This is a genomic window from Sphingopyxis sp. CR5, assembly GCF_059693785.1.
On record NZ_JCATIE010000007.1, the window covers coordinates 125420 to 146937 of the forward strand.

The following is a 21518-nucleotide window of genomic DNA, read 5'->3' on the forward strand; positions in this document are numbered from 1 at the left end:
AGGCCGACGCTTCGCGTCAGCCCTCCAGCAGCGCCCTGGTCGCCGCGGCGACGTCCTCCTGGCGCATCAGGCTCTCGCCGACGAGGAAGGCGTGGACGCCGCTTTCGGCGAGGCGCCGACAGTCGGCGTGGGTGGCGATACCGCTTTCGCCGACGAGCAGCGTGCCGGGAGGCGCCAGTTTTGCCAGGCGCTCGGTCACCGCAAGATCGGTCCGGAAGGTTCTGAGGTCGCGGTTGTTGACGCCGATCAGGCGCGAATCGAGCTGGGCGAGGGCGCGATCGAGTTCGGCCTCGTCATGCACTTCGACGAGCACGTCCATGCCCCGTTCGATCGCGGCCGCCTCGATCTCGCGCATCGCGCCGTCGTCGAGCGCCGCGACGATGATCAGGATCGCGTCGGCGCCGATCGAGCGCGCTTCGGCGACCTGCCACGGATCGATCATGAAATCCTTGCGCAGCACCGGCAATTGGCATGCCGTACGCGCGGCGATCAGATATTCCTCATGGCCTTGAAACCAGGGCGCGTCGGTGAGGACGGAGAGGCAGGCGGCGCCGCCCGCGGCATAGGCGCGTGCATGGTCGGCCGGATTGAAATCCTGGCGTATCAGTCCCTTGGACGGCGAGGCTTTCTTGATTTCGGCGATCAGGCCAAAGCCGCCCGCCGCGATCTTTGCCGCGAGCGCAGCGGCGAAACCGCGCACAGGGCCGGCATCGACGGCATCGAGCGCGGCGATCGAGCGCGACTTGCGCCGCTCTGCGACTTCGACCGCCTTGGTTGCTAATATTTCGGTGAGCTTGTTCATTTATACGCGATCCAGCAGTTGAGCAGCGCGTTGGCGAGACCCTTGTCGATGGACTCGGCGGCTTCCTCCACGCCTTCGACGAGCGTATCCGTCGCGCCCGCGACCACGAGCGCCTCGGCGGCGTTATAGAGCACCGCGTCGCGATAGGGGCCGGGCTCGCCCATCAGCAGGCCGCGCAGCGCCTTTGCATTATAGGCCGCATCGCCGCCGCGGATATCCGAGATCGGCCGCGTCGGCAGGCCGGCGTCGGCGGCGTGGCTGCGCTGCATCCGCACGCCGTCGGGGGTGACGACGGCAACCTCGTTGCCGCCCGCGAGTGAGAGTTCGTCGATTCCCTCGTCGCCCGAGATCACCCGCGAATGGTCGGTGCCGAGCCGGCGCAGCGCCTGGGCATAGACGGGGACATAGGCGGGGCGCGCGATACCGATCAGCTGGCGCCGGACGCGCGCCGGGTTGGCCAGCGGCCCCATCAGGTTGAAGATGGTGCGACGGCCGAGCGCCCTGCGGATCGGCATGATGCGCGCCATCGCCGGATGGTGGTGCGCGGCGAACAGGAAGCAGATGCCAAGGTCGGCGAGCTGCGCTTCCGCCATTTCGCTCGCGCGCGCCATGTCGAGGCCGAGTGCCTCCAGCGTGTCGGCGGCACCCGATTTGGAAGAAGCGGCCCGATTACCGTGCTTTGCGACAGGAACCTCGCACGCCGCCACGACGAGCGATACCGCGGTCGAGACGTTGAGCGTGTGGTGGCCGTCGCCGCCGGTGCCGCAGACGTCGATCGCGCCGTCGGGAGCGTCGATCGGGATCAGCCGGTCGCGCATCGCCTGCGCCGCGGCGGCGATCTCGACCATCGTTTCGCCGCGGTCGGACAGCGCCGCCAGGAAGGCCGCGACATTCTCGTCGCTGCCGCCGCCGTCGAGCATCGTCGCAAAGGCGGCCTCGGCCTCATCCTGTTCGAGCAGGCGACCTGGGTCGGGAAACGGGCCGAAGCGGCTCATGCCGCCTGCCGCGCCGCGACCGGCAGGCCGGCGATCCGCAGGAAGTTGGCGAGCATTGCGTGGCCGTGTTCGGTGGCGATGCTTTCGGGATGGAACTGTACGCCGTGGATCGGCAGTTCGGCGTGTCGGAAGCCCATCACCGCGCCATCGTCGCTCGTCGCGTTGATCGGCAGGCAATCCGGGATATCGACGACCTCGAGGCTGTGATAGCGCGTTGCCGTCAGCGGGGAAGGCAGGCCCGCGAACAGACCGGTGCCGTCGTGGCACACCGGCGATGTCTTGCCGTGCATCAGGTGCCCACGCTGCACCGTGCCGCCGAAATGCTGACCGATCGCCTGATGTCCCAGACACACGCCGAGCAGCGGGCGCGCCGCATCGGCGCAGGCGGCGACGAGGTCGAGGCTGATTCCCGCCTCGTTCGGGGTGCAGGGTCCGGGCGAGATCAGCATCGCCTCGGCGCCGGTCGCCAGCGCCTCTGCGGCGGTCAGCGCATCGTTGCGCTCGACCCGCACCTCGGCGCCCAGCTCGATCAAATAATGAACGAGGTTGAAGGTGAAGCTGTCGTAATTGTCGATGACGAGGATCATGGCGCTCTACTGCCCGTAACCCGGCGTGCCGGCAAGCCGGACCGCCTCGCGCGCCGCCGCGAAGAGGGCGCCCGCCTTGGCTTCGCATTCGCGCTGTTCATACGCCGCGTCGCTGTCCGCGACGATGCCCGCGCCCGCCTGAGCATACATGGTCCCGTCCTTGACGATCGCGGTGCGCAGCACGATGCAGCTGTCCATATTGCCGTCGGGCGCGAAATAACCGACCCCGCCCGCATAGGGCCCGCGCGCGTCGGCTTCGAGCTCGGCGATGATCTGGCACGCGCGGACCTTGGGCGCGCCGCTGACGGTGCCGGCAGGAAAGCCCGCGAACAGGGCGTCGATCGCGTCCTTGTCGGGCGACAGGCGGCCGATGACGTTCGAGACGATGTGCATGACGTGGCTGTAATATTCGACCGTATAGCTGTCGGTCACGGTGACGCTGCCGCCGGTTGCCGCGCGGCCGACGTCGTTGCGGCCGAGGTCGAGCAGCATCAGATGTTCGGCACGCTCTTTGGGGTCGGCGAGCAGGCTTTCGCGGTTCTCGCTGTCTTCGGCGCTGGTTCGGCCGCGCGGACGCGTGCCCGCGATCGGACGGATCGTGATTTCGCCGTCTCGCACGCGCACCAGTATCTCGGGCGACGATCCGATCAGCGCGAAGCCGGGCAGGTCGAGGAAATAGAGGAAGGGTGAGGGGTTGATCCGCCTGAGCGCCCGATAGAGATCGAACGGCGGCAGGTCGAAGGGGGTCGAAAAGCGCTGCGAGAGCACGACCTGGAAAATGTCGCCCGCCGCAATATAGTCCTTCGCCGCGCGCACCATCTCGGCATAGCGTTCGGGGCTGGTGGCGGCGTTACGGACGATATCGCCCGGCTGCGCGGTGGTGGTAGCGCGCTCGGCATGTGCGTTCGCGCTCGACAGCCGCGCCGCGATGTCTTCGAGCCGGTCGTTCGCCGCTTCGATCATCCGGTCGATCGCGCCGTCCGCATCGGGCCAGATCGGCGCGATCAGGAACAGCTCGTCGGCCAGCCGGTCGAAAACGAGGATCGTCGTCGGGCGGACGAAGATCATGTCGGGCAGGGCGAGCCCGGCGCCCCGCGCGCGCGGGATGCGTTCGACGAGACCGATCGTTTCATAGGCGAAGAAGCCGACGAGCGTCGCCAGCGCCTTGGGCAAGCCGTCCGGCACGTCGAAGCGGCACTCGGCGACCAGGTCGCGCAGCGCCTGTAACGCTCCGGTTTCGAGCGGGACGAAGGCATCCTTGTCGCGGCGCCAGTCGCGATTGATTCGCGCTGCATCGCCCGTCGCCTCGAACATCAGGTCGGGGTCGAGCCCGATCAGGCTGTAGCGTCCGCGTGTTTCGCCGCTTTCGACCGATTCGAGCACCCAGTCGCCGCGCCCCGGCTCGACCAGCTTCAGCGCCGCCGAAACGGGGGTTTCGATGTCGGCGATCAACCGCTGCCAGACGACCGCGCCTCGCCCTTGCGCCAGCGCCTCGAGCGCCGCGGCCCTGCCTTCGAGCGCCATCGCTGCCGGGCCTATTGAACCGGCGCTGCCCCGGTCAGCTCCTTGCGAAGCTGCTCGAGCAGATCCTTGTTGATCTTGACCTGGGCGCTGCGCTTGGCGGCGGTCGCGAGCTGGGCGACGAGTTCATTGCCGAACGCCGGGCCGAGCGGCTGCGCAAGCGCCTTGACCTGCTCGGGATCGATATCCTTGGCTTCGGGGCGGTCGACCTTGCCGAGCGAGATCACCATCCAGCCGCGATTGCCGGGGATTTCCAGTGTCTTGACGCTGCCTTGGGCCATCGAAAACAGCAAGGCGAGTTCGGGCGGAACGCGCGCGCCGTCCTTGGCGATGTCGGCGCGGCTGCCGCCGATCGCCTGAACCGTGCCGATGTTGGGCCCGGCTTCGCGTACGGCGGCGTTCAGGTCCTTGCCGCCCTCGACCGCCTTGACGATCGCGCGCGCCTTGTCGCGCGCCACCTTTTGGCCCTGCGCGAGGCGCCAGTCGGCCAGCAGGTCGCTGCGGATCTGGGCGAAAGGCGGCGGCGCGGCCTCGACGATCGATTTGACCGCGAACACGGCGAACTGCTCGTTGGCCTTGATCGTCGCGAGCTGACCCTCGCCTTCGGAGCCACCCTGAAATGCCTGGGCGACCATCGGCGCCAGATCGGGCGCCAAGGTAAAGTCGGACTTCGCCGGCGCGCGCCCGCTGGGCAGGATCGCCGGAGTTTCGTGCAGCTCGAGCTTGCGATCGGACGCGACTTCCTCGATCGACGCACCGCCGTTTACCGCGTCCTGGATCGCATTGTAATAATCGACCACGGCTTCTTCGGCCTTGTTCTTTTCAAGCTGGGCGCGAATCTCGGGCGTTGCATCGGCCATGCTGCGTGCCGGTGTCGTGGTGACATTTTCGACGCGCGCGATCGCCCAGCCGAGATCGGTTTGCGTGGGCCCGATAAGGTCGCCCTCTTTCGCGGCAAAGGCCGCCTTGGCAGCGTCGCCACTCGTCGTCGCGGCGTAGGCCGACCGGGTGAGGTCGCCGCTCTGCGAGGCTGCGAGCCCGACGGCCTTTGCCGCATCGCCGAGCGAGGCGCCGCCGCGCACCTTTGTCGCGATGCTGTCCGCGGTCTTGCGATCGGGAGCGATGACCTGGGCGAAGCGGCGCGTTTCCTTTGCGGCATATTGCGAGGCGTTGCGTTTGTAGAAATCGGCGATCTCGGCGTCGGTCACCGGCGCGGCCTTGACCGCGCTGCGGTCGAACAGCGCATATTGGATCACGCGGCGTTCCGGGATGCTGTAGCGCGAGACATTCTCGGTCAGATATTTGCGAAGCGTGTCGCCGCCCGGATCGCCCTTCGGCGCGAAGGGGCTTGCCGGCACGAACGTCGCAAGACCGCGCCGCTTTTCGAGAAGGAGCGCGGCATAGGGCTGCGCCATCTTCGCGGGAACGCGCGAGATGCGGCCGATCGGGGCGGCAATCTGTTCGGCGAGCAGCTGTTGCTTGATCTCGCTGCGGAGCTGGGTCTCCGTCATCCCGTTCTGGCTGAGAAAGGATTCGAAGCGCGCCTGGTCGAACGTCCCGGACACGCCCGCGAACACCGGAAGGTCGGCGATGCGTCCGTCGACGAGTCGCTTGCTGACGCCGAAGCCCATTTTCTCGGCAAATTGCTCGAACGCCGCCCCTTCGACGAGTTGGTCGAGCACCTGGTCGAGCCCGCCCGATTCGACGAACGCCGCCATCGTCAGCCCCGGCTGCTGTTCGCGCGCCTGGTTATAGGACATCCGAACGCGGTCGCGCAGTTCGCCAAGGCCGATATCGGTCTTGCCGATGCGCGCGACGTTGGCCCCGCCGATCCCGCCGAAGCTCGAATTGCCCGTCACGTCGCCGAGCGCGAAGGCCAGACCGACGAGGAGGACGAAGGCGAGCGCGAGAAACTTGCCGATGGCGGATCCGAAAAGGCGACGAAGGGCGGTAATCATCGAGGAGGCAATCTTTCGCGGCTGGGCGCATGGAGGCGCGGTCGGGCGCTGCTTTAGGCGGGAGGCGGGGCCGCATCAAGGCGGGAAAAGGATTTCGCCCGCTTGCGCGCCGCCCGCCGACGCGGCTAGGGGCTGCTTCCAACGAACAGTCAGGCGACGAGGAGGGATGGATGGCGCGGCGCAAATATGTGGTCGGCAATTGGAAGATGAACGGGCTGAAGGCCGCGCTGGGCGAGGCCGAGGCAATCTTTGCCGGCGCGAGCGCGCACGAGGGCGTCGATGTCGCGCTGTGCCCGCCTTTCACGCTGATCGCCGCGATGGCGGCGGGACGCGGCGCGGTCGGCGGACAGGATTGCCACGCCGCGGCATCGGGGGCGTTCACCGGATCGGTCGCGGCGCCGATGCTCGCCGATGCCGGCGCGTCGCTGGTCATCGTCGGCCATAGCGAGCGCCGCGAAGGCTTTGCCGAAGGCGATGCCGATGTACGGGCCAAGGCCGAAGCGGCGCTTGCGGCGGGCCTGTCGGTGATCCTGTGCGTCGGCGAGCCGCGCGAGGTGCGCGAATCGGGCGATGCGATCGATCATGTGCTGGCCCAGGTCCGCGGCTCGTTGCCGGGCGAATTTCCGCCTTCGCGGCTGGCGATCGCTTATGAGCCGATCTGGGCGATCGGCACGGGGCTGGTGCCGACCGTCGCCGATGTCGCGGCGATGCACGGCGCGATCCGTATGGCGCTGTCCGCGCGGATCGGCACTGGGGCGGACGATGTGCGGCTGCTCTACGGTGGTTCGGTCAACGGCGACAATGCCGCCGAACTGCTCGGCGCGGGCGATGTCGACGGGGCGCTGGTGGGCGGGGCGAGCCTGACCGCCGCGAAGTTCCTGCCGATAGTCGAGGCCGCCGCGGCGTTGGGATAGCGCCGAAGGGTGAGGCCGCGCGGCCTATTGCACGCGGCTGACGCGCATCCCTTGGGCGGCAAGGCGCGACGGGACACCGTCATCCCCGACGAGGTGGCCGGCGCCGACGGCGATCAGCACCGTGCCGGGCCGATCCATGCGCCGTGTGATCCACGCGGCCCACGCGCGATTGCGGTCGGTGATGATCGCCTTGCGCGCCGCCGGAACGGCGTCGACATCCTCGTTGATTTCAGCCTCCAGCTTCGCGACGTCGCCCCGGCGCCATGCCTCGGTCAGGGTGCGGACGTCGGCGACCGCGTCGCCGGCACGATCGGCGGCGCGGATCAATAGCGCGCGCTGGGTCGCCGGATCGAGCGTCTCGAACAGCATGAGCTGGCTTTTCGCGGTTTCAAGGCCCCCGATCGGCTTGTTCGCGGCCCGGAAATGCTGGGTCAGACCGGCCTCCACGCCCGCATCGGGGGAGAGAGCGGCATTGTGTGCGGCGCGCTGTCCCATCAGCACCATCACCGCCCAATCGTCGAGCGCGTCGGCGGCGAAGGCGGGCCCCGTCGCCTCCAGCGCCCGATAGCCGGCAAGGGCGCGCGGAGGAAGCCGGTCGCCGATCGCGAGCGGTGCCGTGCGCGGGGCGAGCCGCTGAAATTCGGCGCCCGCCGCGTCGAGTTCGTCGGGCGACAGTTCGAGGATCAGCTCGTCCGCGGCGTCGATCGCCTGCGCGACGCGACCTTCGTCCCAGTCGGTGCCTTCGGGCAGCGCGTGCATCGTGCCGAGCAGGTAGATTTTCGTGTCGCCGTCGTCGGCAAGCCACATCGCCGGCCGCGCTTCGACCGGCGGTTCGGGGCTGGTGCAGGCGGCCAGCAGGCACGCCAGAAGGGTCGCCGCGGCGCGACGACCCCAAGGGCGCGGCCGGGCGCCCGCCGCGGTCAATATTCGACCCGGGTCACGGTAAGCCCGCGTTCCTTCAGATAATCCTGCACGCTATGTTCGCCGGCGAGATGGCCGGCGCCGACCGCAACAAACACCGTTCCCGGCTTGTCCATCCGTGCCTGAAGTTGATCGGCCCAATTGGCATTGCGATCGAACAGCAACAGCTTTGCAAGCGCCGGCGTGGCTTCCATGCTCTCGTTCATCGTCGCGGCGAGGCCGTCGGGGTCGCCCTTGCTCCACTGGTCGACGAGTGTGTCGAGCGTCGGACCCAGCGTATCGATATCCTTTACCACGGCATTCAGGAAGGCGATCTGCTGCTCTTCGGGCAGGGTGTCGAAATAGCCGAGTTGCTGTTCGACCGTCTCGAGCCCCTCGATCGGCTTGTGTTCCGCCTTGGCAAAGCCGGTGAGCTGCTTTTCGGCGCCCTGTTCGGGATCGTAGCCCAGTTTCATCACCGGCAGCGTCGACAGCGTGACCGCCGCGAACCAGGGTTCGAACATGTCGAACTGGGCCGGCGGGATTCCGACCGACGTCATCGCGTCCTGATATGCCTTCAGCGCATCGGGCGCGAGCCGCGACGACAGCGTCTTGCCGTCCTGCGCGATCGCCAGCGGCATCATCGTTTGCGCCATCGCCGCCTGATCCTCTGGCATGACGATCTCGAGCATCAGCTCGTCGGACTTGTCGAATGCGTCCTTCACCGCTTCGTCGAACCAGCTCAGGCCCGGCTTCAGGACGTGGACGGTCCCGAACAGATAGATCGTCGTGTCGTCGTCCTTCATCACCCAGAGCGCGGGATCGGCGTCGATGGAGGCCGCGGCCTCGGCTGCGGGGGCCTGTTGCGCCGGCGGCTCAGCCGCCATCGCGGCGTTGCCACCGGGAAAGAGCGCGCATTGCGCCAGCGGAATGACCGCGCAGGAGACGGCAAGGGTTCGGAAGAATTTTTTCATCGGGGGGAGCCTTTCTTGGCAATCAGCTTAACGTGCTGGAAAAAACAGGGAAGGGGGTCAGCGGAATTTGAGCCACAGATAGACGGCGCCGTTCACCGCCATCGACAGCAGGAACAACAGCATCGCGTCGGCGGGCGGCGCGAGTTCGGCGCGATGGAGAATCCACCATATGGGTGCCGGGAAGATAAAGGCATACCAGCCGGCGAGCCCCGCCCACAGCCATGCCCGCTCTTCATGGTCGTCGATCGCGCGGTGATAGACAAGCATGCAGATCGCAAGGCCGACCGCCCAGGCGATCGACGTGCCGATCGCAAAGGATTCGCCGACCGGGCCGTTGCTCACCAAGGCGGCGGCGCCGCGATCGGCAACCATCCAGCCGCCGATGACGCCGCCGATGATCGCGGCGATCCCGAGCGACAGCCAGTAGCGACGGCGTCGCGGCGACAGGGGGCGGCGGGGCTGCTTGCGCTCACCGGTCATCGCCTGCTCCTTCGTGGCCATCGTCGAAAATCTCCTCAATCGGCATCGCGAACACCCTCGATAGCTTGAAAGCGAGCGGCAGCGACGGGTCGTATTTGCCCGTTTCGATCGCGTTTACCGCCTGGCGCGATACGTCGAGCCGGTCCGCCAGTTCTGCCTGGCTCCAACCCTGCATCGCGCGCAGCACTTTCAGCTTGTTGTTCACTTGCCGCGTCCGTCATGGTCACCTGCCCAGATGTCAGGTGTTGTTGACTAAATGACAGGGTTCGATGACCATGTCAACAAGACCTTACATCGTGCCGCTCCGAAGCCTGTTGCCCCGCGCTCGCAAGCCGCACAACCCTTGACCCTGCCGCGCCGCTGCGCCAAGGGCGGCGGCACTTGTTGCACTGCGAAAGAAGGCGAGAGGCGTGGCCGACGCGGCAGAGAGGAAACCCCTGAGCTTCCAGGACATGATCCTGACGCTGCATGCCTATTGGAGCGCGCGGGGTTGCGCGATTCTCCAGCCGTATGACATGCGCGTCGGGGCGGGGACCTTCCACCCCGCGACAACGCTCCGCAGCCTGGGGCCGGAGCCGTGGAATGTCGCCTATGTCCAGCCAAGCCGCCGACCGACCGATGGCCGCTATGGCGAGAATCCGAACCGCCTCCAGCATTATTACCAGTATCAGGTAATATTGAAGCCATCGCCGGCCGACTTGCAGGACCAGTATCTCGGCAGTCTTGCCGCGATCGGCATCGATCCGCTGCTCCACGACATCCGCTTCGTCGAGGACGACTGGGAATCGCCGACGCTTGGAGCATGGGGGCTGGGCTGGGAGGTCTGGTGCGACGGAATGGAAGTCACCCAGTTCACCTATTTCCAGCAGATGGGCGGCTTCGACTGCAAGCCCGTCGCGGGCGAGCTGACCTATGGGCTCGAACGCCTCGCCATGTATATTCAGAATGTCGACAATGTGTACGACCTGCGCTTCTCCGACCCGGTGGGTGACGTGCCGGGCGTGAGCTATGGCGACGTGTTCCTCGAAAACGAACGGCAATTTTCGAAATGGAATTTCGAGGTCGCCGACACCGACGGCCTGTTCGCGGGGTTCAGGGCGGCCGAAGCCGAGTGCCAGCGCGCGATCGACGCGGGCGTGCCGCTCGCCGCCTATGATCAGGCGATCGAGGCGAGCCATTTGTTCAACCTGCTCCAGGCGCGCGGCGTGATCAGCGTGCAGGAACGCGCCAATTACATGGCCCGCGTCCGCGACCTCGCGAAGGGCAGTTGCAAGGCGTGGATCGACAGCCAGTCGGAGCGGTGGACCGCGAACTATCCGGGGTGGGTGCTGTGATGGCCGCCTCACCGAATCCTCCCCGAAACGGGGAGGGGGACCGCCCGAAGGGCGGTGGAGGGGGCTCGCGAAGCCTGCGACGCCCGCCGGTCTACACCGCGCGGAGACTTCGCCGCGAAATGACTCTCCCCGAGGTGTTGCTGTGGCAACAGGTTCGCGGGCAAAAACTCGGCGTAAAATTCCGCCGCCAGCACCCAGTTGGACCCTATGTTGCCGACTTTTGCTGCATGGCCGCCAAGCTGATCGTTGAAATCGACGGCGAGGCCCATAATTGCGGGGCGAATCCCGTCCGTGACGCCGCGCGCGACGCGTTCCTGTCGGCGCAAGGATTTGAAATTGTCCGCATTGCGGCAAAGGATGTGCTGGAAGAGATGGACGGCGTAGTCGCGCTGCTGCGGTCGAAGGCCGAGAGCCCCCTCCACCATGCCTCTGGCATGGTCCCCCTCCCCGCAAGCGGGGAGGATCTCTAATGACCGACTTCCTTCTCGAACTGCGCAGCGAAGAAATCCCCGCGCGGATGCAGGCCGGCGCGCGCGCCGAGCTTGAAAAGCTGTTCCGCGCGCAGCTGGGCGCGGCGGGCATCGAGGTCGGCGCGCTGACGATCTGGTCGACCCCGCGCCGTCTTGCGCTGATCGCGAAGGGCCTTCCCGAGGCGACCGCCGCGGTCAGCGAGGAGTTGAAAGGTCCGCGGACCAGCGCGCCGCCGCAGGCGCTCGAAGGTTTCCTGCGCAAGACCGGGCTGACGCAGGACCGGCTCGAAGATCGCGATGGCGTGTGGTTTGCGGTGATCGACAAGCCCGGCCGTGCGACGAAGGATGTGCTTGCCGAGGCGATCCCCGCGATCGTTCGCGGCTTTGCCTGGCCCAAGTCGATGCGCTGGGGCCGCGAAAGCACGAGCAGCGAGAGCTTGCGCTGGGTGCGGCCGTTGTCGGGCATCATCGCGCTGTTCGGCGAAGAGTTGGTGCCGTGCGAAGTCGGCGGGATTGCGGCGGGCTTCGCGACGCGCGGCCACCGCTTCCATTGTCCGGGCGAGATCACCATCGGCTCGGCGGCGGACTATGCCGACAAGCTGCGCGCGTGCCACGTCATCGTCGACCATGAGGAGCGGCAGGCGATCGTTCGCGATGGCGCCGCCAAGGCCGCGGCTGACGCCGGGCTGAGCCTTGTCGAGGACGAGGGGCTGGTGATCGAGAATGCCGGGCTCACCGAATGGCCGGTGCCGCTGCTCGGCCGCTTCGACGAGGCGTTCCTGGAGGTGCCACCCGAGGTCATCCAGCTGACCGCGCGCGTGAACCAGAAATATTTCGTCGTGAACGGGGCGGACGGGAAGCTTGCCAACGGCTTCGTCTGCACCGCGAACATCGACGCGAAAGACGGCGGCGCGGAGATCGTCGCGGGCAACCGCAAGGTCCTCGCCGCGCGGCTGTCGGACGCGCGCTTCTTCTGGGAACAGGATCAGAAGAAGACGCTGGCGCAGCATGCCGAGAAGCTGGCGAACATCACCTTCCACGAGAAGCTGGGGACCGTCGCCGACAAGGTCGAGCGGGTGGCGAAGCTCGCGCGGTGGCTGGTCGAAGAAGGCATCATTATCCCTTCGAGTGTTCCCGCGCAGGCGGGAACCCAGAGCGGAGATGCGCCCACATCAGCGGATGGACGCTCTGGACCCCCGCCTTCGCGGGGGAACACGGACGCGTCTCGCGAGGAATTGGCCGATCAGGCCGAACTCGCGGCACGGCTGTGCAAGGCCGATCTCGTTACCGAAATGGTCGGCGAATTCCCCGAATTGCAGGGCCTGATGGGCGGCTATTACGCCCGCGCCGAAGGCCTGCCCGATGCGGTGGCCGACGCGATCCGCGACCATTACAAGCCGGTCGGGCAGGGTGACGACGTGCCGACCGCGCCGGTGACGGTGGCTGTGGCGCTGGCGGATAAGTTGGATACGATTGTCCAGTTTTTTGAGGTTGGATTGCAGCCAACCGGGTCAAAAGATCCATTTGCGCTTCGACGTGCTGGCTTGGCTGTGATTGCACTATTAGTCCGCAACCAGGTTCGCGTAAGCCTTGGCAAGCTGCTGGGCAAACCGCTCCAGATAAAAGCGGCACTCGAATTGACAAAACTTGGCGGCAATTCCGCCCCTCCCGTCACCAAGACTTTCTCCGTAGAACGCGCCAAAGAGCCGACGCAGTCGCAACAGACGGCGTATATTGATTTGATGGCCACCCTCTCATCGGATGGAAGACTTTCCGGCTTTGCGGGTTGTGGAATGTTTCTGATCGACCGCCTCAAGGTCCAGCAACGCGAGGCCGGCGTCCGTCACGACCTGATCGACGCGGTGTTCGCACTCGGCGGCGAGGATGATCTTGTGCGTCTGCTCGCCCGCGTGGAGGCGTTGCAGGCGTTTATGGCGACCGACGACGGCGCCAATCTGCTCGCGGGCTACAAGCGTGCGGCGAACATATTAAAGCAGGCAGGCGAAGTGAGCGACACTGCCGCCGTCACGCCTCCGACCGAGGCCGATGCCGCGCTGCTCGCCGCGCTCGATGCCGCCGAGCCGGCGGCTACCGCCGCGGTGGCCGAGGAGCGTTTCACCGACGCGATGGCCGCGCTTGCCAGCCTCCGCGCGCCGATCGACGCCTTTTTCGAAGGCGTGATGGTCAACGATCCCGACGAGGCGGTGCGCGCCTATCGGCTTGGCTTGCTCGCGCGATTTACCGGCGCGGTGCATGGCGTTGCCGATTTCTCGAAAATCGAAGGCTGAAACCGCTAAAGAAACCCGTTTGTGTCGAACGACGTCGAAACACCGCGAAGGCATGAACGACCGATGGGCATCTCGACTGCGCTCGATGCGAACGGGTAGGGAAGCCTTGGAACAGACAAAGCAAAACTGAATCGACCGACTCGAAACGCATACCTATGCAGCCGCAACCTCCTCCCCGGGGCAGCAGGAGTAAGACATGACGACGATGGTGCATCTGTTCGGCGGCGACGCGACCACAAAGGAGCGCGCCAAGGAATTGCTGGGCGGCAAGGGCGCGAACCTTGCCGAAATGGCTTCGATCGGCCTGCCGGTACCGCCCGGATTTACGATCACCACCGAGGTCTGCACCGCTTATTATGCGAATGGCGAGGCCTATCCCGACGGTCTGACCGCCGAAGTCGAGGACGGCATCGCGCATATCGAGGGATTGACGGGTCGCACCTTCGGCGACCCCGCCGACCCGCTGCTCGTTTCGGTCCGCTCGGGCGCGCGCGTTTCGATGCCGGGGATGATGGACACCGTCCTCAACCTGGGCCTGAACGATGCGACCGTCGTTGGCCTGTCCGAAGCATCGGGCGACCCGCGTTTCGCATGGGACAGCTATCGCCGTTTCATCCAGATGTACGCCGATGTCGTCATGGGCCTCGACCATGCCGAGTTCGAGGAAGCATTGGAAATCGCGAAGGAAGACAAGGGCTTCTATCTCGACACCGAAATGGCGGCCGAAGACTGGCAGGCGCTGGTCAAGGAATATCAGGCGATCGTCGAACGCGAGACCGGCGCGCCTTTCCCGCAGGAACCGAAGGATCAGCTGTGGGGCGCGATCGGCGCCGTCTTCGCCAGCTGGGAAAGCGACCGCGCGAAAGTCTATCGCCGGCTGAATTCGATCCCCGGCGAATGGGGCACCGCGGTCAATGTGCAGGCGATGGTGTTCGGCAATATGGGCGACACTTCGGCGACCGGAGTCGCCTTCACCCGCGACCCCGCGACCGGCGAGCGTGCGTGGTACGGCGAATGGCTGATCAATGCGCAGGGCGAAGATGTCGTCGCGGGCATCCGCACGCCGCAATATCTGACGAAGGCGGCGCGCGAGGCGGCTGGCGCCAAACCGCTGTCGATGGAAGAGGCGATGCCCGAAACCTTTACCGAGCTCGGACAGGTCTTCGACACGCTCGAGACCCATTATCGCGACATGCAGGACATCGAGTTCACCGTCGAGCGCGGCAAGCTGTGGATGCTCCAGACGCGGTCGGGCAAGCGCACCGCGAAGGCGGCGCTGAAGATCGCGGTCGACATGGCGGCCGAAGGGCTGATTTCGGAGGAGGAAGCCGTGGGCCGCGTCGATCCGGGCGCGCTCGACCAGCTGCTCCACCCGACGCTCGATCCCAAGGCGCCGCGCGACGTGCTGACCAAGGGCTTGCCCGCGAGCCCCGGCGCGGCGTCGGGCCAGATCATGTTCGATGCCGACAGCGCCGAAAAGGCAGCGGGCATGGGCGAGGCGGTGATCCTCGTCCGCGTCGAGACATCGCCCGAGGATATCCACGGGATGCACGCCGCGAAGGGCATCCTGACCGCGCGCGGCGGGATGACCAGCCACGCGGCGGTGGTCGCGCGCGGCATGGGGCGTCCGTGCGTTTCGGGCGCGGGCGGGCTCAGCATCGACGGTGCGGCGCGCGTCCTGCGGGTCGGTGGCCGTGAACTGCGCGAGGGGGATATTCTGACCCTCGACGGTTCGACGGGAGAAGTGATGGCGGGCGAGGTGCCGACGCTTCAGCCCGAACTCGTCGGCGATTTCGGCACGCTGATGGGCTGGGCCGACAAGGTCCGCCGGATGAAGGTCCGCACCAATGCCGAAACGCCGGCCGATGCGCAGGTCGCGCGCGATTTCGGCGCCGAGGGTATCGGCCTTTGCCGCACCGAGCATATGTTCTTCGACGCCGCACGGATTACCGCGGTGCGCGAGATGATCCTCGCCGACAGCGAAGCCGGCCGCCGCGCCGCGCTCGCCAAGCTGCTGCCCGAACAGCGCGGCGATTTTGCGGAGATTTTTCGCGTGATGGCGGGGCTTCCGGTCACCATCCGCCTGCTCGATCCGCCGTTGCACGAATTCCTGCCGACGCGCGAAGAGGATTTCGCCGACGTCGCGGAAGCGGCGGGGGTCGGGATCGAGGCGCTGAAGACGCGCGCGAACGAACTCCATGAATTCAATCCGATGCTTGGCCACCGCGGCTGCCGCCTTGGCGTCACCTATCCCGAAATCTACGAGATGCAGGCGCAGGCGATCTTCGAGGCGGCGTGCGACATCGCCGCCGAAACCGGCGCGGCGCCGATCCCCGAAGTGATGATCCCGCTGGTCGCGACTCGCCGCGAATTCGACCTGATGAAGAGCCTCGTCGACAAGGCGGCCAAAGCGGTATTCGCCGAAAAGGGGCGCGAGATCGACTATCTGGTCGGCACGATGATCGAACTGCCGCGCGCGGCGCTGATGGCGGGCGAGATCGCGCACGGTGCCGAGTTCTTCAGCTTCGGCACCAACGACCTGACGCAGACGACGATTGGCATCAGCCGCGACGACGCCGGGCGCTTCCTGACCCAATATGTCGACAAGGGGATATTCGTGACCGATCCCTTCGTCAGCCTCGACGTCGAGGGCGTCGGCCAGCTGATCGAACTGGCGGCGGAGCGTGGGCGCGCGACGCGTCCGGGCATCAAGCTCGGCATTTGCGGCGAGCATGGCGGCGACGCGCCGAGCATCCATTTCTGTGAGCGGACGGGCCTCGATTACGTCAGTGCTTCGCCCTATCGCGTGCCGATCGCACGGCTTGCCGCGGCGCAGGCGGCGCTCGGAAAAAAATAGAAGAAAAGGGGGTTGCGCGCCTTCGCCTCGCGGCTTAAAGGCGCCTCTCCACGCACCCGTAGCTCAGCTGGATAGAGCACCAGACTACGAATCTGGGGGTCGGACGTTCGAATCGTTCCGGGTGCGCCATTTCCCCAAAGTCCAGGTTTTCGGTTGTTCCCGGTCGCACGCAACTCGCGTTCGGCGGTCCAAGCGCTTGCCGCCGCCGCGCCGCCGAGAACTTGTGAGAGGAAGCGCGCGGGAGCTTTTCCGGGTGATGTTGAAACACCCCTCCCCTGAAGGGGAGGGGCTTGAAAATGCCTCAATCAAAACCGGAAAAACTCTAGCTGGCCTTGGCAACGCGCCAGATCACGCCGCCCGTATCGTCGGCAACGAGCGCGCTGCCATCCTTCGCGACCTTGACATCGGCCGGCCGGCCGCGAGTGGTTGCCCCGTCCTTGGCAACGAAGCCGGTGAGGAAAGGAATCGGGAGTGCATCGACGGGCTTGCCGTCGGCGCCGAACTTGACGAAAACGACGTCATAGCCTGCCACCGGTTCGCGGTTCCACGAGCCGTGGAGCGCGATCAGCGCGCCGTTCACCCATCGGTCGCCGAGGTCGAGGCCCTGGGTGAAGGTCATGCCCAGCGGGGCGACATGCGCGCCGAGCGCATAGGCCGGGCGCTTCACATATTGGCGATTATCCTCTTCGGGAGGGTCGACGCGCGGGTCGATGAAGCCCCCCCAATAATACCAGGGCCAGCCAAACGTGTCGCCCTCGTCGATGTCGGTCAGATAGTCGGGTACCAGGTCGCTGCCCAGCATGTCACGTTCGTTCACAACGCCCCACAGCCGGTCGCTGCCCGGATAGAAGGCGAGCCCGACCGGATTGCGCAGCCCCGCCGCCCAGGTGCGGACATAGCCGTTTTCGGGCCGCACTTCGAGCACACGGGCACGGCGCGCTTCGTTCGCCATGCCTTTCTCGCCGATATTGCTGTCGGCGCCGACCCCGACATAGAGCCAGCCGTTGGGAGCCGCGGCAAGGCTCTTGGTCCAGTGGCGGTTGGTGCCTGCCGCGGGCAGGTCGGCGACCTTCTTCGGCTTGCCCGCCATGCTGGTCGCGCCCTCCACATAGGGGAAGGCCAGCAGCGCGTCGGTGTTGGCGACATAGAGCGTGTCGCCGACGAGCGCCATGCCGTAAGGCGAGTTGAGCCCGGTGATATAGGCGCTCTTGACCTCGGCCTTGCCGTCGCCGTCGGCGTCGCGGAGCAGGGTGATGCGGTTCGCGGAAGCGCCGCCGGCGCCTGCCTTGCCCATCATCCTTTTCATCACGGCGCCTTCGACGCCGCCGTCCTGGCGCGGCGGGCTCTGCGCCTCGGCCACCAGTATGTCGCCGTTGGGCAGAACGAGCATCGAGCGCGGATGATCGAGCCCCGCGGCGAAGCGCGCGACCGCCAGTCCTTGCGCCGGGGTCGGCGCGGCGTCGGCCGGCCAGCTCGTGGCTTCGGGGACATTCATCGTCGGGAAGCGTTCGGGGTGCTGCGATGCCATCACGGGCACGCGGCCGCTCGTCTCCGCGGTCGAAAAGCGCGCGACGTCGGGTCGCGACATCGCGTAGAAGGCAATCCCGCCGACGAGAAGTATCAGCAACAGGGCGATGGCGACATATTTGAGGATTTTGCGCATGCGTCCCGTCTACACCGGTAGGGCGTGACGGCAAAGAGGCGAAACGCAGCGGGCCATGACGTCAACGGCGCCCCATTTCCATTAACCTTACCCGGACGTTCATCATCCTCGGGAACGGCAACGTCAGGGGGTGCGGCTAGCAGGGAGCCGCATTCAATCGCCCGGAGATCCCATGCCTCTGCCAACCCCTTATCTGACCGATCGCGCCGCGGTCGATGACGCCGCTGCGCTGATCCGCGATCACGGCGAAGAAGCGGGATTTGCAGCGGCGGCGCGCGCCGAACAATATCGCGTGCTCGGCAACCATGTTCACTTCGCGCGCTGGCGCCAGATCGAACGGCTGATCACCTATTTGTCGGTCGAGACCGCGCTCGACACCGTGCATTGAGGCGGCGCTAGACGCGCAGCCCCGCCGTTTCGGGCAACCCCGCCATGATGTTGAGATTCTGGACGCAGGCGCCGCTTGCGCCCTTGCCCAGATTGTCGAGCCGCGCGACGAGGCGGGCCTGGGTGCCGTCGGCATTCGCGAACAGATACAGGTCGAGCCGGTCGTTTCCGTCGTCGGAGGCGCGCAGCAGCATTTCGCCATCGGCAGGCGCGTCGCCCATCGCGATGACCGGGTTGCCAGCATAAAATTCGGCGAGCGCCTCGCGCAGCGCATCGGGCGTCGCGGCACCGGGCATCGCGCCAAGCGGCAACGGCACTTCGACCACCATGCCGCGGTGCGCCGGGATCACGGCGGGCGAAAAGATCGGCGCGATGGCCAGGCCGCAGCGCGCCTGCATCTCCGGGACATGCTTGTGCGCAAGGGTCAGCGCATAGCCGCGCCAGGCGATGTCGCGGTCGGCCCGATAGCGTTCGATCAGGGCCTTGCCGCCGCCCGAATAGCCGCTGACGGCGTTGCAGCTATAGGGCCAGTCGGCGGGAAGCAGTCCGCCCCTGACCAGCGGTGCGACGAGCGCGATAAAACCGGTCGAATAGCAGCCGGGATTGGATACGCGCTTTGCCGAAGAGACGGTCTCGTGCCCGACGACTTCGGGCAAGCCATAGATCCACCCCGGTGCGATGCGGTGCGCCGTTGACGCGTCGATGACGCGCGTGTGGTCATTCTCGATCATCGCGACCGCATCGCGCGCGGCATCGTCAGGCAGGCAGAGGATGACATAATCGGCCTCGTTCAGCGCCTCGCGCCGCGCCGATGCTTCCTTTCGGCGCGCCTCGTCGAGGCGAAGCAGCTCGAATTCCTTCCGTCCGGAGAGCCGTTCGGCGATTTCCAGCCCGGTCGTCCCGGCGGCGCCGTCGATGAAAACGCTCCGACCCATCGTGCTAGCGCACCCTCTTCATGCCGCTGATCGCCGGCGAATGGCCTTCGCTCTCGAACCGTGCGACGACATCTGCGAGCGGTTCGGCGGCGACGGCCATGCCATGCTTGCTGGCGTGGATCAGCACTTGCGGATCGGCCATGATGCCGACGTGGCCGGGAAAGAATACCAGGTCGCCGCGCGCCAGATCGGCGGGGGCGACATCCTTGCTTGCGTCGAGCGCCGCGAGCTGGAGGTCGCTGTCGCGCGGAAGCTGAAGGCCCGCCGCGCTCCACGCGAGCTGGACGAGGCCCGAACAATCGATTCCCTTCGCGGTGCGGCCACCCCACAAATAGGGTGTGCCGAGCATCGCTTCGGCGACCGCGGCGGGATCCGCGTCGGCATCGCCCAGTCCGGCGAGTGCGCCGAGCGGCAAATAGCCGTGCGGCGTGACAAGCCAGTCGCCCCGTTCCTCGCCCATCACCATCGCTCCGAAGGACAGGATGGCCGAACCGCCGCTCGCCGCATCCGGCGCGCTGTGGATCAGAACTTCGGCAGCGGCGACCCGGTGCGTCGGGGCGATCGGAGCGCCGAGCGCGTCGGCGGCGAGGTAGCCGACATAATGGTCGGCAAGGCAATAGCCCCACGCCCAGCCCCCGGTGACGTCGAGCAGCGCGAACCCTTCGCCGAAGAGCAGCTCGCTCGTCTGTTCGGCGTCGAGCGCGGGGGCCGCGCGCACCGCGGTCGACGGCAGGACCGCGCTCGTGATCTTCGGTGCGGCATAATGCGGGGCGAAATGCGTGCCGGCAACGGCAATATCGGCCAGATCCGGCCGGATCGCGACGACGCGGGGATCGAAGCCTTGCGCCACTCCGGTCAGGCCGAAGCGGTCGCGTCCGGCGGCCACGACACCGGGACGCCCCATTCGTACGCCGCTCAACGCAGAAATATCACCTTGGTTCGAAGTCACTTGCCGTCCTGAATATAGCCCGATTCCGCCGGATCGGCGAACAATCGCGCGGCATTAGACCAGCGCGCGGCGCTTGATCAAGAAAGTTCAGGCGCGCGCGCGGCGGTCGTAGCGCGCCTGGAGCATGGCCCATGCCGCGCGCAGCCCCAGCGCGGCGCCCCCCTTGGGCCGTCCGGGCTTCGCCGACGGGCGCCAGGCAAAGGTATCGAAATGCGCCCACGAGGTGTCTTCGGGAATGAAGCGTTTGAGGAAGAGCGCGGCGGTAATCGACCCCGCAAAGGCCGAACTGCCGGCATTGCCAAGATCTGCGATGTCGGTTTCGAGAAGGTCGGCATAGCCGTCCCACAATGGCATGCGCCACACGGGATCGTCGCGCTCGGCGCCGCCCGCGATCAGGTCGGCGGCAAGGGCGTCGTCATTGGCATAGAGCGCCGGCAGGTCGGGGCCGAGCGCGACGCGCGCGGCGCCGGTCAGCGTTGCAAAATCGACGATCAGTTCGGGCTCGTCCTCGCCCGCTCTCGCCAGGGCGTCGCCGAGCACGAGGCGCCCTTCGGCATCGGTATTGCCGATTTCGACCGTCAGCCCCTTGCGGCTCTTCAGCACATCGCCGGGACGGAAGGCATCGGCCGAAATCGCGTTTTCGGCGGCGGCGACGAGGCAGTGGAGCCGCACCGGCAAGCCGGTAGCCATGACCAGTTGGGCGAGGGCGAGGACGTGCGCGGCGCCGCCCATGTCCTTTTTCATCAAGCGCATTCCGGCCGCAGGCTTGATGTCGAGCCCCCCGCTGTCGAAGGCGATCCCCTTGCCGACGAGTGCGACGCGCGGATGATCGTCGCGACCCCACGCGATTTCGATCAGCCGGGGGGCGTGATGCTTGGCGGCGGCGCGCCCGACCGCGTGGATCATGGGATATCCCTGCTCGAGCGCCTCGCCCTTGGTCACGATCAGCGTGCCGCCGTGCGCCTTCGCTATCCGCTCGGCCTCTTTCTCGATCGCGGCAGGCCCCATGTCGGCCGCAGGGGTATTCACGAGGTCGCGCACGAGCGCCGTCGCCCGCGCTTCGGCGACCACCGGGCCGATCGCGCCGACGTCGGCGGTCAGCAATATGCGGGGGCCCCGAACTTCGGTTGCCTTGGTGCGATAGGTGTCGAACCGATATTGCGCGCTGAGCCAGCCGAAAATCGCTTTGCCCGGCTGGCGGCCCTCGACGCGATAGCGGCCTTCCGGAAGCACCTGTGCAAGCCTGGCGAGGCACCACGCAGAGAGCGCATCGACATCGGCGACCGTGGTGACAACCGACCAGCTTTCGGCATCGTCGCCCGGCAATATCGCGTGGGCATAGGCATCCGGCTTGTAGGCGGCGGCGGCAAGGGCGGCGCGCTCGCGCGCGCTGCGCGACTTCAGCCAGTCGTCGTAGCCCTTTTTATCGACAAGGTGGATCGCGCGGGCGTCCTGGCCCTTGTCGGGCTGAACGAGGTCGGAATAGTCGGTCATGCCGATGGTG

At 66.8% G+C, this 21518-nt stretch carries 19 protein-coding genes and 1 tRNA gene; 7 read left to right on the forward strand and 13 right to left on the reverse strand.

Annotated elements, in window-relative coordinates:
* Positions 1 to 16 precede the first annotated feature (16 nt).
* From trpC to AC58D2_RS12355, 5 genes are read right to left on the reverse strand one after another with little or no spacing between them, the layout of a single operon-like run.
* Positions 17 to 802 (reverse strand): indole-3-glycerol phosphate synthase TrpC, encoded by a 786-nt coding sequence (trpC, locus tag AC58D2_RS12335; RefSeq protein WP_497390706.1) that lies wholly within the window; start codon positions 800 to 802, stop codon positions 17 to 19.
* Complete coding sequence (gene trpD / locus AC58D2_RS12340) at positions 799 to 1797, reverse strand: anthranilate phosphoribosyltransferase (protein WP_497390708.1); 999 nt, start codon at positions 1795 to 1797, stop codon at positions 799 to 801. Before trpD ends, trpC begins: the two co-directional genes overlap by 4 nt.
* Entirely contained in the window at positions 1794 to 2384 is a 591-nt protein-coding gene (locus AC58D2_RS12345) for an anthranilate synthase component II (protein WP_497390710.1), read from the reverse strand. The genes trpD and AC58D2_RS12345 overlap by 4 nt, the downstream gene beginning before the upstream one ends.
* Before the next feature lie 6 nt (positions 2385 to 2390).
* On the reverse strand, positions 2391 to 3908 hold the full coding sequence (gene trpE / locus AC58D2_RS12350) for an anthranilate synthase component I (RefSeq protein ID WP_497390712.1): 1518 nt from the start codon (positions 3906 to 3908) through the stop codon (positions 2391 to 2393).
* Between the two features lie 11 nt (positions 3909 to 3919).
* Complete coding sequence (locus AC58D2_RS12355) at positions 3920 to 5863, reverse strand: peptidylprolyl isomerase (RefSeq protein WP_497390714.1); 1944 nt, start codon at positions 5861 to 5863, stop codon at positions 3920 to 3922.
* Between the two features lie 170 nt (positions 5864 to 6033).
* Between AC58D2_RS12355 and tpiA the strand changes: the two genes are divergently transcribed.
* Positions 6034 to 6777, forward strand: coding sequence for a triose-phosphate isomerase (tpiA, locus tag AC58D2_RS12360; protein WP_497390716.1), 744 nt, complete (start codon positions 6034 to 6036; stop codon positions 6775 to 6777).
* A 24-nt stretch (positions 6778 to 6801) separates the two neighbouring features.
* Here tpiA and AC58D2_RS12365 read toward each other — a convergent pair whose 3' ends face one another.
* From AC58D2_RS12365 to AC58D2_RS12380, 4 genes are read right to left on the reverse strand one after another with little or no spacing between them, the layout of a single operon-like run.
* Positions 6802 to 7701 carry a TraB/GumN family protein gene (locus AC58D2_RS12365; protein ID WP_497390718.1) on the reverse strand — a complete coding sequence of 300 codons (900 nt, stop codon included), beginning with the start codon at positions 7699 to 7701 and terminating at the stop codon, positions 6802 to 6804.
* Positions 7698 to 8651: a TraB/GumN family protein gene (locus AC58D2_RS12370; protein ID WP_497390720.1), complete on the reverse strand. Its 954-nt coding sequence runs from the start codon at positions 8649 to 8651 to the stop codon at positions 7698 to 7700. The genes AC58D2_RS12365 and AC58D2_RS12370 overlap by 4 nt, the downstream gene beginning before the upstream one ends.
* A 57-nt stretch (positions 8652 to 8708) precedes the next feature.
* On the reverse strand, positions 8709 to 9131 hold the full coding sequence (locus AC58D2_RS12375) for a hypothetical protein (RefSeq protein WP_497390722.1): 423 nt from the start codon (positions 9129 to 9131) through the stop codon (positions 8709 to 8711).
* A complete protein-coding gene (locus tag AC58D2_RS12380; RefSeq protein ID WP_497390724.1) occupies positions 9121 to 9336 on the reverse strand; it encodes a helix-turn-helix transcriptional regulator in 216 nt (71 codons plus the stop codon). The genes AC58D2_RS12375 and AC58D2_RS12380 overlap by 11 nt, the downstream gene beginning before the upstream one ends.
* Before the next feature lie 247 nt (positions 9337 to 9583).
* On the opposite strand from AC58D2_RS12380, the gene AC58D2_RS12385 reads away from it, so the two are divergent.
* The 5 genes from AC58D2_RS12385 to AC58D2_RS12405 all read left to right on the forward strand — a co-directional run bounded on the left by AC58D2_RS12385 (position 9584) and on the right by AC58D2_RS12405 (position 16209).
* Positions 9584 to 10465, forward strand: a complete 882-nt coding sequence (locus tag AC58D2_RS12385) for a glycine--tRNA ligase subunit alpha (RefSeq protein ID WP_497391008.1) — start codon at positions 9584 to 9586, stop codon at positions 10463 to 10465.
* A gap of 119 nt (positions 10466 to 10584) precedes the next feature.
* A complete protein-coding gene (locus tag AC58D2_RS12390; protein ID WP_497390726.1) occupies positions 10585 to 10935 on the forward strand; it encodes an endonuclease domain-containing protein in 351 nt (116 codons plus the stop codon).
* Entirely contained in the window at positions 10935 to 13223 is a 2289-nt protein-coding gene (gene glyS / locus AC58D2_RS12395) for a glycine--tRNA ligase subunit beta (protein WP_497390728.1), read from the forward strand. The genes AC58D2_RS12390 and glyS overlap by 1 nt, the downstream gene beginning before the upstream one ends.
* A 196-nt stretch (positions 13224 to 13419) precedes the next feature.
* On the forward strand, positions 13420 to 16080 hold the full coding sequence (gene ppdK / locus AC58D2_RS12400; protein WP_497390730.1) for a pyruvate, phosphate dikinase: 2661 nt from the start codon (positions 13420 to 13422) through the stop codon (positions 16078 to 16080).
* A 52-nt stretch (positions 16081 to 16132) separates the two neighbouring features.
* Positions 16133 to 16209: transfer RNA gene (locus AC58D2_RS12405), tRNA-Arg, on the forward strand.
* A 193-nt stretch (positions 16210 to 16402) separates the two neighbouring features.
* Here AC58D2_RS12405 and AC58D2_RS12410 read toward each other — a convergent pair.
* On the reverse strand, positions 16403 to 17743 hold the full coding sequence (locus tag AC58D2_RS12410) for a PQQ-dependent sugar dehydrogenase (protein WP_497390732.1): 1341 nt from the start codon (positions 17741 to 17743) through the stop codon (positions 16403 to 16405).
* 172 nt (positions 17744 to 17915) lie between these two features.
* On the opposite strand from AC58D2_RS12410, the gene AC58D2_RS12415 reads away from it, so the two are divergent.
* On the forward strand, positions 17916 to 18131 hold the full coding sequence (locus AC58D2_RS12415) for a hypothetical protein (RefSeq protein ID WP_497390734.1): 216 nt from the start codon (positions 17916 to 17918) through the stop codon (positions 18129 to 18131).
* Positions 18132 to 18138: 7 nt separating this feature from the next.
* Here the strand turns inward: AC58D2_RS12415 and argC are convergent, their stop codons facing one another.
* The 3 genes from argC to AC58D2_RS12430 all read right to left on the reverse strand — a co-directional run bounded on the left by argC (position 18139) and on the right by AC58D2_RS12430 (position 21508).
* The gene (gene argC, locus AC58D2_RS12420; protein ID WP_497390736.1) at positions 18139 to 19065 is read right to left on the reverse strand and encodes an N-acetyl-gamma-glutamyl-phosphate reductase; all 927 of its coding nucleotides are present in this window, start codon (positions 19063 to 19065) and stop codon (positions 18139 to 18141) included.
* Between the two features lie 4 nt (positions 19066 to 19069).
* A complete protein-coding gene (locus AC58D2_RS12425; protein WP_497390738.1) occupies positions 19070 to 19969 on the reverse strand; it encodes a C40 family peptidase in 900 nt (299 codons plus the stop codon).
* Positions 19970 to 20101: 132 nt separating this feature from the next.
* Complete coding sequence (locus AC58D2_RS12430; RefSeq protein WP_497390740.1) at positions 20102 to 21508, reverse strand: leucyl aminopeptidase family protein; 1407 nt, start codon at positions 21506 to 21508, stop codon at positions 20102 to 20104.
* Between the last annotated feature and the right edge of the window lie 10 nt (positions 21509 to 21518).

What these genes read in the sequence shown, in the direction of transcription:
- trpC (WP_497390706.1), bottom strand. Translation starts at nt 802, where the DNA reads ATGAACAAGCTCACCGAAATATTAGCAACCAAGGCGGTCGAAGTCGCA.
- trpD (WP_497390708.1), bottom strand. Translation starts at nt 1,797, where the DNA reads ATGAGCCGCTTCGGCCCGTTTCCCGACCCAGGTCGCCTGCTCGAACAG.
- AC58D2_RS12345 (WP_497390710.1), bottom strand. Translation starts at nt 2,384, where the DNA reads ATGATCCTCGTCATCGACAATTACGACAGCTTCACCTTCAACCTCGTT.
- trpE (WP_497390712.1), bottom strand. Translation starts at nt 3,908, where the DNA reads ATGGCGCTCGAAGGCAGGGCCGCGGCGCTCGAGGCGCTGGCGCAAGGG.
- AC58D2_RS12355 (WP_497390714.1), bottom strand. Translation starts at nt 5,863, where the DNA reads ATGATTACCGCCCTTCGTCGCCTTTTCGGATCCGCCATCGGCAAGTTT.
- tpiA (WP_497390716.1), top strand. Translation starts at nt 6,034, where the DNA reads ATGGCGCGGCGCAAATATGTGGTCGGCAATTGGAAGATGAACGGGCTG.
- AC58D2_RS12370 (WP_497390720.1), bottom strand. Translation starts at nt 8,651, where the DNA reads ATGAAAAAATTCTTCCGAACCCTTGCCGTCTCCTGCGCGGTCATTCCG.
- AC58D2_RS12375 (WP_497390722.1), bottom strand. Translation starts at nt 9,131, where the DNA reads ATGACCGGTGAGCGCAAGCAGCCCCGCCGCCCCCTGTCGCCGCGACGC.
- AC58D2_RS12385 (WP_497391008.1), top strand. Translation starts at nt 9,584, where the DNA reads ATGATCCTGACGCTGCATGCCTATTGGAGCGCGCGGGGTTGCGCGATT.
- AC58D2_RS12390 (WP_497390726.1), top strand. Translation starts at nt 10,585, where the DNA reads ATGACTCTCCCCGAGGTGTTGCTGTGGCAACAGGTTCGCGGGCAAAAA.
- glyS (WP_497390728.1), top strand. Translation starts at nt 10,935, where the DNA reads ATGACCGACTTCCTTCTCGAACTGCGCAGCGAAGAAATCCCCGCGCGG.
- ppdK (WP_497390730.1), top strand. Translation starts at nt 13,420, where the DNA reads ATGACGACGATGGTGCATCTGTTCGGCGGCGACGCGACCACAAAGGAG.
- AC58D2_RS12410 (WP_497390732.1), bottom strand. Translation starts at nt 17,743, where the DNA reads ATGCGCAAAATCCTCAAATATGTCGCCATCGCCCTGTTGCTGATACTT.
- AC58D2_RS12415 (WP_497390734.1), top strand. Translation starts at nt 17,916, where the DNA reads ATGCCTCTGCCAACCCCTTATCTGACCGATCGCGCCGCGGTCGATGAC.
- argC (WP_497390736.1), bottom strand. Translation starts at nt 19,065, where the DNA reads ATGGGTCGGAGCGTTTTCATCGACGGCGCCGCCGGGACGACCGGGCTG.
- AC58D2_RS12425 (WP_497390738.1), bottom strand. Translation starts at nt 19,969, where the DNA reads ATGGGGCGTCCCGGTGTCGTGGCCGCCGGACGCGACCGCTTCGGCCTG.
- AC58D2_RS12430 (WP_497390740.1), bottom strand. Translation starts at nt 21,508, where the DNA reads ATGACCGACTATTCCGACCTCGTTCAGCCCGACAAGGGCCAGGACGCC.